We start from the raw sequence: 16,614 nt of genomic DNA on the forward strand, positions 1-16,614 counted from the left end.
CGAAAGGTGATGTGGTTTTTATTAAAGTCGGAAACGATGTTGTGAAACGCACTACATCTTATACGGTGACCCCTGAGAACGGTGATGTTACACCGAATGTTAATGACGAAATCGTTAAACCAGGTGAAGTGAAAGACAAGGTTGAATACCTTAAAGTCGGAAACGATGTTGTGAAACGCACTACATCTTATACGGTGACCCCTGAGAACGGTGATGTTACACCAAGTACTTCAGAATATAAAAATTCGTCTAAATTGACTAATACAAATAACACAAATAAACCAAACGACGTTAATGTTGAAGGTGAGATTCAGACAGGTGATAATTCTCGAACTAACTTGACTGGCAAAAAAGTTTTACCAAACACAGGTGGATCTGACTCAGTTGCTATGAATTTGTTAGGTGCGTTAACACTCACTTCTGTTCTTGGTTTGGCTGCGACTAAACGCAAAACGGAAGATAATTAATCTTTAAAGAGATACCTTTGGGCTCTTTGTCAACTGTAGTGGGTTGAAGAAAAGCTATGATCGAGAAAGGACAAATTTCGTCCTTTCTTTTTTGATGTTCAGAGCGATAAAAATCCGTTTTTTGAAGTTTTCAAAGTTCCGAAAACCAAAGGCATTGCGCTTGATAAGTTTGATAAGATTATTGGTTGCTTCCAGTTTGGCGTTTGAATAGGAGAATTGAAGAGCGTTGACGATTTTCTCTTTGTTCTTTAGAAAGGTTTTAAAGACAGTCTGAAAAAGAGGATGGACCTTCTTTAGATTGTCTTCAATGAGACCGAAAAATTTGTCAGCTTCCTTATTCTGAAAGTGAAAAAGCAAGAGCTGATAGAGCTGATAGTGGTGTTTCAAGTCTTCTGAATAGCTCAAAAGCTTGTCTAGGATTTCTTTATTGGTTAAGTGCATACGAAAAGTAGGGCGATAAAAACGCTTATCACTGAGTTTACGACTATCCTGTTGAATGAGCTTCCAGTAGCGCTTGATAGCCTTGTATTCATGGGATTTTCGCTCAAATTGATTCATGTTTTGTATAAATCTTATGGGACTTTTTTCTACAACAAAATAGGCTCCATAATATCCATAGGGGATTTACCCACTACAAATATTATATAGCTGAAAAGCTAAGCTCTAGAAAGGACAAATTTCTTTCTTTTTATATAGTTTATTTTTTGTTATATAACTTTACTATTATTTCCAAGTTTTTAGTGAAATTTCTCCGCTATTTAGCCAGATTTCTTTTCCGTTATCACATTGAACTAAAAGTTTACCACTTTCAGAGATATCTTTAGCAAGTCTCTTGTAGTCTTTTTGCCCTAGTGTGAAAGTGACTTCTTTTCCAAGAACGAATGACTGTTTTTTGTATAGGTATAATAGCTCTTCTGCTGGTGTTTCGAAGAAAGCACGCCATATTTCGATAATTAATTCATTTCTTGTTATAGGTGCTGGTACTTTAAATAAACTATCAGCTTTTTCTTTTAATTCCTGAGGGAAGTCTTTAATAGTGAAATTGATACCTACTCCAATAATGATATCTGTGACTAAGCCAGTTTCTACAGAGGTCATTGCTTCAGTAAGGATTCCTCCAATTTTATGATTTTTGAGGTAGATATCGTTGACCCATTTTATGTCGACATCTATTAAAGTTAGGTTCTTAATAGCTTTGTAGATAGCTCCAGCTACAAGTAGTGTGTAGGATGCTATTTTGTCATAGTGGACCTCATTTCTAACTCAAACGTCTCATACTTAATTCCACCATAAAAATCCGTTTTAGACTAATTTCCACTTTGGTCATCCAAGTGGAAGTTACTTTGAGAAGTTACCATGGAGATTAAATATCGAAAAATATTGTGAAATCTTTCCTTATATTCCCAAAGTGTGATATAATAGTTTCGAATAAAATAAATAAAGGGGTTTTTGTAACATGGCAAAACTTACTGTTAAAGACGTTGACTTGAAAGGTAAAAAAGTCCTCGTTCGTGTTGACTTCAACGTACCATTGAAAGATGGCGTAATCACTAACGACAACCGTATCACAGCAGCTCTTCCAACTATTAAGTACATCATCGAACAAGGTGGACGTGCAATTCTTTTCTCTCACCTTGGACGTGTGAAAGAAGAAGCTGATAAAGCTGGTAAATCACTTGCTCCTGTAGCAGCTGACTTAGCAGCAAAACTTGGTCAAGATGTTGTGTTCCCAGGTGTCACTCGTGGTGCTGAATTGGAAGCAGCTATCAACGCTCTTGAAGATGGACAAGTTCTTTTGGTTGAAAACACTCGTTACGAAGATGTTGACGGCAAAAAAGAATCTAAAAACGATCCTGAACTTGGTAAATACTGGGCATCACTTGGAGATGGTATCTTCGTAAACGATGCATTCGGTACAGCTCACCGTGCACACGCATCTAACGTTGGTATCTCAGCAAACGTTGAAAAAGCAGTTGCTGGTTTCCTTCTTGAAAACGAAATTGCCTACATCCAAGAAGCAGTTGAAACTCCAGAACGTCCATTCGTGGCTATCCTTGGTGGTTCAAAAGTTTCAGACAAGATTGGTGTTATCGAAAACTTGCTTGAAAAAGCTGATAAAGTCCTTATCGGTGGTGGTATGACTTACACATTCTACAAAGCACAAGGTATCGAAATCGGTAACTCACTTGTAGAAGAAGATAAATTGGATGTTGCGAAAGCTCTTCTTGAAAAAGCAAACGGTAAATTGATCTTGCCAGTTGACTCAAAAGAAGCAAATGCATTTGCTGACTACACTGAAGTGCGTGACACTGAAGGTGAAGCAGTTTCTGAAGGCTTCCTTGGTCTTGACATCGGTCCAAAATCTATCGCTAAATTTGACGAAGCTTTGACTGGTGCCAAAACAGTTGTATGGAATGGACCTATGGGTGTATTTGAAAACCCAGATTTCCAAGCTGGTACAATCGGTGTGATGGACGCTATCGTGAAACAACCAGGCGTTAAATCAATCATCGGTGGTGGTGACTCAGCTGCCGCAGCAATCAACCTTGGTCGTGCAGACAAGTTCTCATGGATCTCTACTGGTGGTGGAGCATCAATGGAACTTCTTGAAGGTAAAGTTCTTCCAGGACTTGCAGCCTTGACAGAAAAATAAGATTAACTAAATGAATCAAAGAAGAGGGGAATGAAAGTTCCTCTTTTCTTTTACTCGAAATAAAAACGCTTCCTCTCAACTATTGCTCATAAAATCAGCCAATTTATGATAAAATGGAAATAGAAAGTTGAGATTATGAGTTATTTTAAAAAATATAAATTCGATAAATCACAGTTCAGACTTGGTATGCGAACCTTTAAAACAGGTATTGCTGTTTTTCTAGTTCTCTTGATTTTTGGCTTTTTTGGTTGGAAAGGTCTTCAAATTGGTGCTTTGACAGCCGTTTTTAGCCTGAGGGAGAGTTTTGATAAGAGTGTCCATTTTGGGACTTCGCGTATTCTAGGAAATAGTATCGGTGGCCTCTATGCCCTGGTCTTCTTCCTATTAAACACCTTTTTCCACGAAGCCTTTTGGGTAACCTTAGTTGTTGTTCCAATCTGCACCATGTTAACCATTATGACAAATGTAGCCATGAATAACAAAGCAGGGGTTATTGGTGGTGTAGCAGCCATGTTAATCATTACCCTATCGATTCCGAGCGGCGAAACAATTTTGTACGTGTTTGCGCGTGTATCAGAAACTTTCATGGGAGTTTTTGTCGCAATTCTCGTAAATTACGATATTGATCGTATTCGGCTCTTTTTAGAGAAAAAAGAAAAATAATGTTACATTTTATAACATTATCAATTGACGTTTGTCTTTTTTTAGACTATAATAGACAGAAAGAAGGAAATTGTAAATGAAGGAAAAAGAATTTCGCCGAAATATGGCTGTTTTTCCTATCGGCAGTGTTATGAAGTTGACCGATCTATCGGCGCGTCAGATTCGTTATTATGAAGATCAAGAGTTGATTAAGCCTGATCGAAACGAAGGAAACCGTCGCATGTATTCCTTGAATGACATGGATCGTCTGCTTGAAATCAAAGATTATATCTCTGAAGGTTATAATATCGCTGCCATTAAGAAAAAATATGCTGAACGTGAAGCGAAATCCAAGAAAGCGGTTAGTCAGACTGAAGTACGTCGTGCACTTCACAATGAACTCCTCCAACAGGGTCGCTTTGCTTCAGTACGGTCACCTTTTGGTCGCGGTTAGGCAACCGCAAGTAGTCATACATTAAGGAGAAAACTCATGCCAATCACAGCTGCAGATATTCGTCGTGAAGTCAAGGAAAAAAATGTTACCTTTATTCGTCTCATGTTCTCAGATATTTTGGGAACCATGAAAAACGTCGAAATTCCTGCTACAGATGAACAGTTAGATAAAGTCTTGTCAAATAAGGCTATGTTTGATGGATCTTCTATTGAAGGTTTTGTACGTATCAATGAGTCAGATATGTACTTGTACCCTGACTTGGATACATGGACAGTCTTTCCTTGGGGAGATGAAAATGGAAGTGTTGCAGGTTTGATCTGTGATGTCTATACAACAGAAGGTGAGCCATTTGCAGGTGACCCTCGTGGCAATTTGAAACGTGCTCTTCATCACATGGAAGAAGTAGGATTCAAGTCCTTCAACCTTGGTCCAGAACCAGAATTCTTCCTATTTAAGTTGGATGAAAATGGAGACCCAACGCTTGAAGTGAATGATAAGGGTGGCTACTTTGATTTGGCGCCTACTGACCTTGCGGACAATACACGTCGTGAGATTGTGAATGTCTTGACCAAAATGGGATTTGAAGTAGAAGCGAGTCACCACGAGGTTGCGGTTGGACAACACGAAATTGACTTCAAGTACGATGAAGTTCTCCGTGCTTGTGATAAGATTCAAATCTTTAAACTCGTTGTTAAAACCATTGCTCGCAAACATGGCCTTTACGCAACCTTTATGGCTAAACCAAAATTTGGTATTGCTGGATCAGGTATGCACTGTAATATGTCCTTGTTTGATGCAGAAGGAAACAATGCCTTCTTTGATCCAAATGATCCAAAAGGAATGCAGTTGTCAGAAACGGCCTATCATTTCCTTGGCGGTTTGATTAAGCATGCCTACAACTATACTGCTATCATGAACCCAACGGTTAACTCATACAAACGTTTGGTTCCAGGTTATGAAGCACCTGTTTACATTGCTTGGGCTGGCCGTAACCGTTCACCGCTTGTGCGCGTGCCTGCTTCACGTGGTATGGGAACTCGTCTTGAGTTGCGTTCAGTGGATCCGATGGCAAACCCATACATCGCTATGGCTGTTCTTTTGGAGGTTGGTTTGCATGGTATTGAAAATAAAATCGAAGCACCAGCTCCTATCGAAGAAAATATCTACATCATGACAGCAGAAGAGCGTAAGGAAGCTGGTATTACAGACCTTCCATCAACTCTTCACAACGCTTTGAAAGCTTTGACAGAAGATGAAGTCGTCAGAGCGGCTCTTGGAGAACATATCTATACTAGTTTCCTTGAAGCCAAACGAATCGAATGGGCAAGTTATGCAACCTTCGTTTCACAATGGGAAATTGATAATTATTTAGACCTTTACTAATACTAATATAGAAGAAAGATTGCCTGAGGGTGATCTTTTTTCTTGTATTTTATATCGAGGTGTGATATACTTTATATAACGAGGTGCGATATATCGAACTGAATAGGAGGTGGCTATAAATGGAATTAACGGATAAGATCCGTCGTGTTTATCTTCCGATGACGGAAACTGGCTTTTATATCTTGTTCTGTCTGCAAAAGGAAGGTCATGGTTATAGTATTACGCAAAAGGTCAGGGAGATGACAGATTCGCAAATCTTGATTAGTCCTGGAACTATGTATGGAACCTTGTCGAAGATGGAAAAGGATGGCTTGATTTCCTTTGTTCGCGAAGAGGAGAAACGGAAAATCTATCAGATTACAGACTTGGGACGCAAAGTCTTAGAGATTGAATTGAAACGTATTGAACGACTCTACAGAAATAGTCGGGAGGAAAGATGATGGAAAAGAAAGTTGTTTATCGAATTTTTACAATTGCGGATTATGAGAGGGAGGCTTTATATCTTAGAAAAATGCATGCTAAGGGCTGGAAACTTAGAAAAGTAAGTTATTCTATCTTATTGTTTGCAGTTAAGTATACCTTTGAAAAATGTCAGCCTGAGCAAGTATCTTATCAGTTGGACTTTTATCCCATGAAAAAATCAGATAGAGCCTCCTATTTACAATTATTTAAAGACTGTGGCTGGGAGCATATTACAGACTTTAATGGGTTTTCCTACTTTAGAAAGCTTCATTCTGAAATTGAATCGAATGCAGAATTTGAAATCTATAATGACGCTGCTGGGAAGTTAGCTATGGTCAAACGGATTTTAACGAGGCGGATGCTTCCTATTTTGCTTCTCTTTTTAGCTCTACTACCGGTTTTCTCAAAGTTTGTCAGTGGAGGTAGTTCTTTCAGTTGGGTAGTGTTTTTGATTTTCATAATAGATTGGGTTTTATTGATAGTTTTTGCGATTCAGATTTCTTATATTTTTTGGAGCTTGTTTCAAAAATGGAAAGAATTATCTGACAAATAAAACCATGTATGTTTTCTGATTTGGAGGTAAGGTAATGAATAGCAAAGTACAATTTCGGTTTTTCACCATTGTTGATTTGGACAAGGAAGAAGAATATTTACATGAGATGCATTTGAAAGGTTGGAGGTATAGAACGAGTCGTTTTGGTTTGTTCTATTTTGACCAATGTCAACCAGACGATGTCATCTACTGTATCTATGATTCTAGATTTCTTAAAAAATATAAGCATGAACTGCAAGATTTTAGAAATAGCGGTTGGGAATTGATAGAAGCAGGTTCTTGTTCGGTTCTTCGTAAATCATCTTTTGATTTACTTCCGGAGGATATGAGCAAGGGTCTTAGATGGGAAGTTATGCGATCTAGACTTCGTTCCTGTACAGCTACTTTCTTAGGCGGTCTTGTTGTTTGTATGAGTTTGTTTCGAGAAGAACTGTCGCAACCTTTCTCTGTCATTTTTGTTCTATATGCCTTTATGATTTCTTATCTAATCTATGGTTATTTCAGACTAAAAAGGAAATATCAAGTAGATGGAAGGTGAGTTTCTCGGTCTTCAGACCGATTTTTAGCACTCTTGGCAAAAGAGTGCTAATTTTTTGAGTTTTTATCTTGACATTCTCTTTTAAGGGTGTATAATAGAATCATGAGTTAGCACTTGAGTATGTTGAGTGCTAATCGATCAGACAGAGAGGAGTGATGAGGTGGTTACAGAGCGTCAGCAGGATATTTTAAATCTGATTATTGACATCTTTACCAAAACGCACGAACCTGTCGGATCCAAAGCCTTGCAAGAGTCTATTAACTCTAGCAGTGCAACCATTCGTAATGACATGGCGGCTTTAGAAAAGCAAGGTTTGCTTGAGAAGGCTCATACTTCAAGCGGTCGCATGCCAAGTGTTGCTGGTTTTCAGTACTATGTGAAACACTCACTGGATTTTGACCGACTGGCTGAAAATGAGGTTTACGAGATTGTCAAAGCCTTTGATCAGGAATTCTTCAAATTGGAGGATATTCTGCAAGAGGCTGCTAATCTACTGACAGACTTGAGTGGCTGTACGGTAGTAGCACTGGATGTTGAGCCCAGCAAGCAACGGTTGACAGCCTTTGATATCGTTGTTTTGGGGCAACATACAGCCTTGGCAGTATTCACCCTAGACGAGTCGCGAACGGTTACCAGTCAGTTTCTGATTCCAAGGAACTTTTTGCAGGAGGACTTGCTGAAGCTGAAGAGCATCATTCAGGAACGTTTCCTCGGCCACACCGTTTTAGATATTCACTACAAGATTCGGACGGAGATTCCGCAGATTATCCAGCGTTACTTTACAACAACGGACAATGTTATCGATCTCTTTGAACACATTTTTAAGGAAATGTTCAACGAAAACATTGTAGTGGCGGGCAAGGTAAATCTCTTGAATTTTGCTAATCTGGCAGCTTATCAGTTCTTTGATCAACCGCAAAAGGTGGCTCTGGAGATTCGTGAGGGGATGCATGAGGATCAGATGCAAAATGTCCGAGTTGCGGACAGTCAAGAGTCCTGTCTAGCTGACCTAGCGGTGATTAGTAGCAAGTTCCTCATTCCTTATCGCGGAGTTGGAATTCTAGCCATTATCGGTCCGGTTAATCTGGATTACCAACAGCTAATCAACCAAGTCAATGTGGTCAATCGTGTTTTGACCATGAAGTTGACAGATTTTTACCGCTACCTCAGCAGTAATCATTACGAAGTACATTAAGATTGAAATCATTAAAGGAGGCGAAAATGGCCCAAGATATAAAAAATGAAGAAGTAGAAGAAGTTCAAGAAGAGGAAGTTGTGGAAACGGTAGAAGAAACAACTCCTGAGAAGTCTGAATTGGACTTGGCAAATGAACGTGCAGATGAATTTGAAAACAAATACCTTCGCGCTCATGCAGAAATGCAAAACATTCAACGCCGTGCCAATGAAGAGCGTCAAAACTTGCAACGTTATCGTAGCCAGGATTTGGCAAAAGCGATTCTCCCTTCTTTGGACAACCTTGAGCGTGCACTCGCAGTTGAAGGTTTGACAGATGATGTGAAGAAGGGCTTGGAAATGGTGCAAGAAAGTTTGATTCATGCTTTGAAAGAAGAAGGAATCGAAGAAATCGCAGCTGACGGTGAATTTGACCATAACTACCATATGGCCATCCAAACTCTTCCAGCAGACGATGAACACCCAGCAGATACCATCGCCCAAGTCTTCCAAAAAGGCTACAAACTCCATGACCGCATCCTACGCCCAGCCATGGTAGTGGTGTATAACTAAGATACAAAGCCCGTAAAAAGCTCACAGTAAAAATAGGAGATTGACGAAGTGTTCGATGAACACAAGAAAATCTATCTTTTTTACTCAGAGCTTAGGGCGTGTTCGATTAGGCAATTCTGACGGTAGCTGAAGCAACTTGTCAGAAAACGGCAATCGCTATGGCGTTTGCCTAGCCTCCTTACTAACTCGTCGTCGAAATAAAATCGATTTCGACTCCTCGTGTCGCAATTTACATAATAGAAAACTTGTCCGAAACGACACTAAACTATGAAAGAAAGATAAGAGGCAAGCCGGAGGCTTGCAAGGAAGATATTTCCCACCGTGGTGAAAGTTTCAGTAGCAAAAGCTACTGAAACAGGGGATTTTTGAGACAATAGGCTCAAAAATAAGTGATGAAATCCCGAAGGGAGTTGCTCACGTCCCCACCACTTAAGGGAAATATCAAAAAATCAAAATTCGAATTAAAATTTAAGGAGAAAAACACATGTCTAAAATTATCGGTATTGACTTAGGTACAACAAACTCAGCAGTTGCAGTTCTTGAAGGAACTGAAAGCAAAATCATCGCAAACCCAGAAGGAAACCGCACAACTCCATCTGTAGTCTCATTCAAAAACGGCGAAATCATCGTTGGTGACGCTGCGAAACGTCAAGCAGTCACAAACCCAGATACAGTTATCTCTATTAAATCTAAAATGGGAACTTCTGAAAAAGTTTCTGCTAACGGAAAAGAATACACTCCACAAGAAATCTCAGCTATGATTCTTCAATATTTGAAAGGCTACGCTGAAGACTACCTTGGTGAAAAAGTAACCAAGGCAGTTATCACAGTTCCAGCTTACTTCAACGATGCTCAACGTCAAGCAACAAAAGACGCTGGTAAAATCGCTGGTCTTGAAGTAGAACGTATCGTCAACGAACCAACTGCAGCAGCTCTTGCTTACGGTTTGGATAAGACTGACAAAGAAGAAAAAATCTTGGTATTTGACCTTGGTGGTGGTACATTCGACGTCTCTATCCTTGAATTGGGTGACGGTGTCTTCGACGTATTGTCAACTGCAGGGGACAACAAACTTGGTGGTGATGACTTTGACCAAAAAATCATCGATCACTTGGTAGCAGAATTCAAGAAAGAAAACGGTATTGACTTGTCTACTGACAAGATGGCGATGCAACGTTTGAAAGATGCGGCTGAAAAAGCGAAGAAAGATCTTTCTGGTGTAACTTCAACACAAATCAGCTTGCCATTCATCACTGCAGGTGAGGCTGGACCTCTTCACTTGGAAATGACTTTGACTCGTGCGAAATTTGACGATTTGACTCGTGACCTTGTTGAACGTACAAAAGTTCCAGTTCGTCAAGCCCTTTCAGATGCAGGTTTGAGCTTGTCAGAAATCGACGAAGTGATCCTTGTTGGTGGTTCAACTCGTATCCCAGCCGTTGTCGAAGCTGTTAAGGCTGAAACTGGTAAAGAACCAAACAAATCAGTAAACCCTGATGAAGTAGTTGCTATGGGTGCGGCAATCCAAGGTGGTGTCATCACTGGTGATGTCAAAGACGTTGTCCTTCTTGACGTAACACCATTGTCACTTGGTATTGAAACAATGGGTGGTGTCTTCACAAAACTCATCGACCGCAACACAACAATTCCAACATCTAAATCACAAGTCTTCTCAACTGCGGCAGACAACCAACCAGCCGTTGATATCCACGTTCTTCAAGGTGAACGCCCAATGGCAGCAGATAACAAGACTCTTGGACGTTTCCAATTGACTGATATCCCAGCTGCACCTCGTGGAATTCCTCAAATCGAAGTAACATTTGACATCGATAAGAATGGTATCGTGTCTGTTAAAGCTAAAGACCTTGGAACTCAAAAAGAACAAACAATTGTGATCCAATCGAACTCAGGTTTGACTGACGAAGAAATTGACCGCATGATGAAAGATGCAGAAGCTAACGCTGAAGCAGATAAGAAACGTAAAGAAGAAGTTGACCTTCGTAACGAAGTAGACCAAGCTATCTTCGCAACTGAAAAGACTATCAAGGAAACTGAAGGCAAAGGATTCGACACAGAACGTGAAGCTGCCCAAGCTGCCCTTGATGACCTTAAGAAAGCGCAAGAAGATAACAACTTGGACGACATGAAAGCAAAACTTGAAGCATTGAACGAAAAAGCTCAAGGCCTTGCTGTTAAACTCTACGAACAAGCCGCAGCAGCGCAACAAGCTCAAGCAGGAGCAGAAGGCGCACAAGCAACAGGAAACGCAGGCGATGACGTCGTAGACGGAGAGTTTACGGAAAAATAAGATGCAAAGCCCGTTAAAACCTCACAGTGAAAATAGGAAATCTGACGCAGAAACTTTAGTTTCTAGAAAGATTTGTCTTTTTCACCAAGAGGTTAGGGCGTGCTCGATTCGGTAAGATGTTGAGGCGTTAAGAAAACGAAAGAAAAATAGGAAGCCATCGCCTTGTGCGATGCACAAAAGATGGCTTATCTTTTTTCCGAAGTTTTTAGCCGAAACTCAGTTAAGCCTAACTCGTTAAGAATGACAAATGGCTAAAGAGTTTGTCATTCGACTGCAATCGCTATGGCGACTTGCCTAAACGCCTTACTAGTTCAAAAACAAAGTATAATCGACTTTGTTTTTGAACGTCGTAATGATAGGAAGAAATCCAGAGGTTGCAACCCAGCCTCTGTTTTTCGATAAAAAGGATCTGAACCTGATTTATTTGGGGTTTGTCTTGTCAATATATAAAGAAAGGAATTGAACCCGACCTAAATGGTGGTTCGATTCAGAACATCAATAGAAAGGAACAAGGGTGTTCGTAACTGAACACGGGCTACGGACTGTGCCAAAAAGATAGTTTTTTCTAGGACGCAAGCGTCCGTCGTCAAAACTCCTATTTTGGCTGTGTCCGTTTGACGCCCTTTGTATCTTGAATTATGAACAATACTGAATTTTATGATCGTCTGGGGGTGTCAAAAAACGCTTCGGCAGACGAAATCAAAAAAGCTTATCGTAAGCTTTCGAAAAAATATCACCCAGATATCAATAAGGAGCCTGGTGCTGAGGAAAAGTACAAGGAAGTTCAGGAAGCCTATGAGACTTTGAGTGACGACCAAAAACGTGCTGCCTATGACCAATACGGTGCTGCTGGAGCCAACGGTGGTTTTGGTGGAGCTGGCGGTTTCGATGGGGCAGGAGGCTTCGGTGGGGCAGGAGGCTTCGGTGGTTTTGAGGATATTTTTTCAAGTTTCTTTGGAGGAGGCGGAGCTTCGCGCAATCCAAACGCTCCTCGTCAGGGGGATGACCTCCAGTATCGTGTGAACTTGACCTTTGAAGAAGCTATTTTTGGAGCTGAAAAAGAAGTTAAGTACAACCGTGAAGCTAGCTGTCGTACATGTAATGGTTCTGGTGCTAAGCCAGGAACAAGTCCAGTCACTTGTGGACGCTGTCATGGCGCTGGTGTCATTAACGTTGATACGCAGACTCCGCTTGGTATGATGCGTCGCCAAGTAACCTGTGATGTCTGTCATGGTCGCGGAAAAGAAATCAAAGATCCATGTACAACTTGTCACGGAACAGGTCATGAAAAACAAGCGCATAGCGTACATGTCAAAATCCCTGCTGGTGTGGAAACAGGTCAACAAATTCGCCTAGCAGGTCAAGGTGAAGCAGGATTTAACGGTGGACCTTATGGTGACTTGTATGTAGTAGTTTCTGTGGAAGCTAGCGACAAGTTTGAACGTGAAGGAACGACTATCTTCTACAATCTCAACCTCAACTTTGTCCAAGCAGCTCTTGGTGATACAGTTGATATCCCAACGGTTCACGGTGATGTTGAATTGGTTATCCCAGAGGGAACTCAGACTGGTAAGAAATTCCGTTTACGTGGTAAGGGAGCTCCGAGCCTTCGTGGTGGTGTAGTTGGTGACCAATACGTTACTGTCAATGTCGTAACACCGACAGGCTTGAACGACCGCCAAAAAGCAGCCTTGAAAGAATTCGCAGCTGCGGGTGATTTAAAAGTCAATCCAAAGAAAAAAGGCTTCTTTGACCATATTAAAGATGCTTTTGAAGGAGAATAAAGCAAAAAGAGCTGTCGGGCTCTTTTTACTTTATAGATTTTTTAAGACTTTCCTAAGTAATGACGGACGGTAGCGACCTCCTTCGAAGTTCCATACCTAAACTTTGAACCTAAGTCTTAAAGTTTCCAAACAGCTGAAACCAAGCTGTTTCAGCTGTTTTCATTACGGCAGAAAGTCTTCGATTTAGTTGTGAAATGGTGAATGATACTCTTCAAACCACGTCAGCGTCGGCTTGTCATGGGTATGGTTACTGACTTCGTCAGTTCTATCCACAACCTTAAAACGGTGTTTTGAGCAGTCTGTGCCTAGCTTTCTAGTTTGCTTTTTGATTTTTATTGAGTATGAGTTACCTAAATTATGATGCATAGTTGATGGGATATATATAGTAGATTGAAATATAATATGAACAAATTGATAAGAGGATTTTAAAGTAATCTCTAACAATGCTTTAGAAACTATGATGTGCTATTCTAAATTCAATTCACTATAACTTGTTTACCTTTTAAAAAAGAGCCGAGTGGCTCTTTTACTTATCTTCAAGTTCCTGTGTTTCTTTAATCACAGCTAGTCTAGTCTGGATATCCTTTTCCACGACCTTAAACTTGTAAGTCAGGTCTTCTTGATATTCCTTGATGAGTTCTTTTTGCTGGTCGATGATTTGCAGGCTGTTTTGGATAATATCCACATCATCCTTGATAGCTTGAACGCGGTCAGTTGTATTCAAGACTTCATCTGTGATGGTTTGGCGATTTTTTGTGACCAGATAACTTCCGGCTGCGGCTCCTGCAAATAGCAGTAGGTTGGATAATTTCATGGTAACTCCTTAGGCGTTTTTGATGGTTTCAGCGACTTGAGCGAGTTTGTCAAAGTCAGGTTCGTGGGCGATAAAATCAATCTTGAGGTCATCGTCCGCACTGTAGCGAGGCACGAGGTGAACGTGGGTATGAAAGACGGTTTGACCTGCGATTTCTTCACAGTTAGCAATGATATTCATACCAGCAGCCTTGGTAGCTTTCATGACTTTTTGAGCTACTTTTGGTACTTGGGCAAAGAGTTGGCTGGCGCTAGTAGCGTTCATTTCCAAAAGATTGCGATAGTGTTCTTTTGGCACGACTAAGGTGTGTCCTGGTGTCACTTGAGAAATATCCAGAAAGGCAAGAACCTGCTCATCTTCATATACTTTTGAAGCAGGAATTTCCCCTGCGATGATTTTACAAAAAATGCAATCTGACATAAAATCTACCTCTACTGTATTGAATTTTGATATAATATAGCTACATTATACCAGATTTGGAGAAAATATGTTAGAAATTAAAAACCTGACAGGTGGCTATGTCCATGTCCCTGTCTTGAAAGATGTGTCTTTTACTGTTGAAAGTGGGCAGCTGGTCGGTTTGATTGGTCTCAATGGTGCTGGGAAATCGACGACAATCAATGAGATTATTGGTCTGTTGACACCTTATAGTGGCTCCATCAATATCAATGGCCTGACCCTGCAAGAAGATGCGACTAGCTATCGCAAGCAAATTGGTTACATTCCTGAGACACCTAGCTTGTATGAGGAATTGACCCTCAGAGAGCATATCGAAACGGTTGCCATGGCTTATGGTATTGAGCAGAAAGTGGCTTTTGATCGAGTAGAACCTTTGTTAAAAATGTTCCGTCTGGACCAGAAATTGGACTGGTTCCCTGTTCATTTTTCAAAAGGGATGAAGCAGAAAGTCATGATTATCTGTGCTTTTGTGGTGGATCCGAGTCTTTTCATCGTGGATGAGCCTTTCCTTGGTCTTGATCCGCTGGCTATTGCAGACTTGATTCAGCTTTTGGAAGTGGAAAAGCAAAAGGGTAAGTCTATTCTCATGAGTACTCACGTGCTGGATTCAGCGGAAAAGATGTGTGATGCCTTTGTTATTCTCCACAAGGGAGAGATGCGTGCCAAAGGCAATCTCCTGCAACTGCGCGAAGCCTTTGATATGCCTGAGGCTAGTTTGAATGATATTTACTTGGCTCTGACCAAAGAGGAGGAGCTATGAAAGACTTGTTTTTAAAGAGAAAGCAGGCTTTTCGTAAGGAGTGTCTTGGTTATCTGCGCTATGTTCTCAATGACCACTTTGTCTTGTTCCTGCTTGTCTTGCTGGGTTTTTTAGCCTACCAGTACAGTCAACTCTTACAACATTTTCCTGAAAATCATTGGCCTATTCTTTTGTTTGTAGGAATTACGTCTGTTTTACTTTTGCTTTGGGGAGGAATTGCCACCTATATGGAGGCTCCAGACAAGCTCTTTCTCTTGGTCGGAGAAGAGGAAATCAAGCTCCATCTCAAGCGTCAAACTGGCATTTCCCTAGTCTTTTGGCTCTTTGTGCAGACCCTTTTCTTGCTGTTATTTACGCCTTTATTTTTAGCAATGGGTTATGGCTTGCCTGTTTTTCTGGTCTATGTGCTTTTATTGGGGGTAGGAAAATATTTCCTCTTTCGTCAAAAGGCCAGCAAATTTTTTACTGAAACTGGACTAGACTGGGATTATGTCATTTCCCAAGAAAGCAAGCGTAAGCAAGTCTTGCTTCGTTTCTTTGCCCTCTTTACGCAGGTCAAGGGGATTTCAAACAGCGTCAAGCGTCGTGCCTATCTGGACTTTATCCTAAAGGCTGTTCAGAAGGCCCCTGGGAAGATTTGGCAAAATCTCTATCTGCGTTCTTATCTACGAAATGGAGACCTCTTTGCGCTCAGTCTCCGTCTTCTCTTGCTTTCCATACTGGCGCAGGTTTTTATCGAGCAAGCTTGGATTGCGACAGCAGTGGTGGTTCTCTTTAACTACCTCTTGCTCTTCCAGTTGCTGGCCCTCTATCATGCCTTTGACTACCAGTATTTGACCCAACTCTTTCCACTGGACAAGGGGCAAAAGGAAAAAGGCTTACAGGCTGTAGTCCGAGGATTGACCATTTTTGTTTTACTTGTGGAATTAGTTGTCGGGTTGATTACCTTCCAAGAAAAACTGGCCCTTCTAGCCTTACTGGGAGCTGGTTTGGTTTTACTAGTCTTGTATTTGCCTTATCAGGTAAAACGTCAGATGCAGGACTAACATTGCCTATATGACACTAAAAAAGAAGTTGAGTTCAGTCTGTCTCAGCTTCTTTTATTTTCTACAGGATAATGGTTGGTCCGTAGAGACTCAACTTGGTCTTGACTTGGTCAAAGTGGAAGCGGTCATAGGCCCGCCAAGCGGCGCGAGTTGGAGCATCTGGATTGAGAGCACTGAGTCCCATGAGAAGGCTGGAAGTCTGGTAAAATTTTTCCAGTTCAATCAAGACTCGATTATCCACTGTCTCAGACTTGGCTAGAAAACCAAGAATAGAGTTTAGCTGCTCCTGAAAGCGGACGTCGTCAGCGCTTGCCTGTTTGCATGCTTGGTAGGCTTTGTTTAAGTCAGTAATCAAAGTCTGAGCTCTTTTGATAGGGTCTGTATCTGTCATGAGAATTCCTCCTTTAATCTTGGTGCCAGTCTTGTTTCTAGCAACTGTGTTTTGATACTGTCAGTTTATCACTTTTATCTCCTTTTTCACCATCAAATCTTTAATTGTTCTTGAAATTTCCTGAATGGTACTGTTAAGATTTTATGATAAAATA

General features: G+C 40.8%; 17 protein-coding genes and 2 pseudogenes. 14 read left to right on the top strand and 5 right to left on the bottom strand.

Annotated features, from left to right (window positions below; genetic code table 11):
• Nucleotides 1–467 (top strand): LPXTG cell wall anchor domain-containing protein (locus HT698_RS10420; protein WP_240153252.1); only part of this gene is annotated, 467 nt, incomplete at its 5' end.
• Between the two features lie 54 nt (nt 468–521).
• Here the strand turns inward: HT698_RS10420 and HT698_RS09045 are convergent.
• Nucleotides 522–1,040 (bottom strand): annotated as a pseudogene (locus tag HT698_RS09045) (transposase); the annotation flags it as partial.
• A 150-nt stretch (nt 1,041–1,190) separates the two neighbouring features.
• A pseudogene (locus HT698_RS09050) lies at nt 1,191–1,712 on the bottom strand (biotin--[acetyl-CoA-carboxylase] ligase); the annotation flags it as partial.
• A gap of 211 nt (nt 1,713–1,923) precedes the next feature.
• On the opposite strand from HT698_RS09050, the gene HT698_RS09055 reads away from it, so the two are divergent.
• The 11 genes from HT698_RS09055 (at nt 1,924) to dnaJ (ending at nt 12,990) form a co-directional block, all read left to right on the top strand.
• On the top strand, nt 1,924–3,120 hold the full coding sequence (locus HT698_RS09055) for a phosphoglycerate kinase (RefSeq protein ID WP_049496377.1): 1,197 nt from the start codon (nt 1,924–1,926) through the stop codon (nt 3,118–3,120).
• 135 nt (nt 3,121–3,255) lie between these two features.
• Nucleotides 3,256–3,783: an aromatic acid exporter family protein gene (locus HT698_RS09060; protein WP_049496374.1), complete on the top strand. Its 528-nt coding sequence runs from the start codon at nt 3,256–3,258 to the stop codon at nt 3,781–3,783.
• 76 nt (nt 3,784–3,859) lie between these two features.
• Nucleotides 3,860–4,216, top strand: coding sequence for a transcriptional repressor GlnR (gene glnR / locus HT698_RS09065; RefSeq protein WP_000659548.1), 357 nt, complete (start codon nt 3,860–3,862; stop codon nt 4,214–4,216).
• A gap of 36 nt (nt 4,217–4,252) precedes the next feature.
• Nucleotides 4,253–5,599: a type I glutamate--ammonia ligase gene (glnA, locus tag HT698_RS09070; RefSeq protein ID WP_033676218.1), complete on the top strand. Its 1,347-nt coding sequence runs from the start codon at nt 4,253–4,255 to the stop codon at nt 5,597–5,599.
• 119 nt (nt 5,600–5,718) lie between these two features.
• Entirely contained in the window at nt 5,719–6,039 is a 321-nt protein-coding gene (locus HT698_RS09075) for a PadR family transcriptional regulator (RefSeq protein WP_173219759.1), read from the top strand.
• Complete coding sequence (locus HT698_RS10550; RefSeq protein WP_173219846.1) at nt 6,039–6,614, top strand: DUF2812 domain-containing protein; 576 nt, start codon at nt 6,039–6,041, stop codon at nt 6,612–6,614. Before HT698_RS09075 ends, HT698_RS10550 begins: the two co-directional genes overlap by 1 nt.
• 34 nt (nt 6,615–6,648) lie before the next feature.
• Nucleotides 6,649–7,152: a DUF2812 domain-containing protein gene (locus HT698_RS09085; protein WP_112444458.1), complete on the top strand. Its 504-nt coding sequence runs from the start codon at nt 6,649–6,651 to the stop codon at nt 7,150–7,152.
• Between the two features lie 160 nt (nt 7,153–7,312).
• Nucleotides 7,313–8,347 (top strand): heat-inducible transcriptional repressor HrcA, encoded by a 1,035-nt coding sequence (gene hrcA, locus HT698_RS09090; RefSeq protein ID WP_173219761.1) that lies wholly within the window; start codon nt 7,313–7,315, stop codon nt 8,345–8,347.
• Between the two features lie 26 nt (nt 8,348–8,373).
• Nucleotides 8,374–8,898: a nucleotide exchange factor GrpE gene (grpE, locus tag HT698_RS09095; RefSeq protein ID WP_000046038.1), complete on the top strand. Its 525-nt coding sequence runs from the start codon at nt 8,374–8,376 to the stop codon at nt 8,896–8,898.
• A 484-nt stretch (nt 8,899–9,382) separates the two neighbouring features.
• Nucleotides 9,383–11,206, top strand: coding sequence for a molecular chaperone DnaK (gene dnaK / locus HT698_RS09100; RefSeq protein WP_173219764.1), 1,824 nt, complete (start codon nt 9,383–9,385; stop codon nt 11,204–11,206).
• A gap of 638 nt (nt 11,207–11,844) precedes the next feature.
• The gene (dnaJ, locus tag HT698_RS09105) at nt 11,845–12,990 is read left to right on the top strand and encodes a molecular chaperone DnaJ (protein WP_173219767.1); all 1,146 of its coding nucleotides are present in this window, start codon (nt 11,845–11,847) and stop codon (nt 12,988–12,990) included.
• A gap of 526 nt (nt 12,991–13,516) precedes the next feature.
• On the opposite strand, the gene HT698_RS09110 is transcribed toward dnaJ, so the two are convergent.
• Together HT698_RS09110 and HT698_RS09115 are read right to left on the bottom strand one after the other, a co-directional pair.
• Nucleotides 13,517–13,804 (bottom strand): hypothetical protein, encoded by a 288-nt coding sequence (locus HT698_RS09110; protein ID WP_173219770.1) that lies wholly within the window; start codon nt 13,802–13,804, stop codon nt 13,517–13,519.
• 9 nt (nt 13,805–13,813) lie between these two features.
• Entirely contained in the window at nt 13,814–14,224 is a 411-nt protein-coding gene (locus HT698_RS09115; RefSeq protein WP_050275810.1) for an HIT family protein, read from the bottom strand.
• 67 nt (nt 14,225–14,291) lie between these two features.
• Between HT698_RS09115 and HT698_RS09120 the strand changes: the two genes are divergently transcribed.
• On the top strand, nt 14,292–15,023 hold the full coding sequence (locus HT698_RS09120; protein ID WP_049521290.1) for an ABC transporter ATP-binding protein: 732 nt from the start codon (nt 14,292–14,294) through the stop codon (nt 15,021–15,023).
• Entirely contained in the window at nt 15,020–16,069 is a 1,050-nt protein-coding gene (locus HT698_RS09125; protein ID WP_173219774.1) for an ABC transporter permease, read from the top strand. The genes HT698_RS09120 and HT698_RS09125 overlap by 4 nt, the downstream gene beginning before the upstream one ends.
• A gap of 61 nt (nt 16,070–16,130) precedes the next feature.
• Here HT698_RS09125 and HT698_RS09130 read toward each other — a convergent pair whose 3' ends face one another.
• A complete protein-coding gene (locus tag HT698_RS09130) occupies nt 16,131–16,460 on the bottom strand; it encodes a helicase BlpT (protein ID WP_173219777.1) in 330 nt (109 codons plus the stop codon).
• Nucleotides 16,461–16,614: the final 154 nt, after the last annotated feature.

Origin of the sequence: Streptococcus sp. 3109 (genome assembly GCF_013276905.1) — a bacterium.
Lineage (GTDB): Bacteria > Bacillota > Bacilli > Lactobacillales > Streptococcaceae > Streptococcus.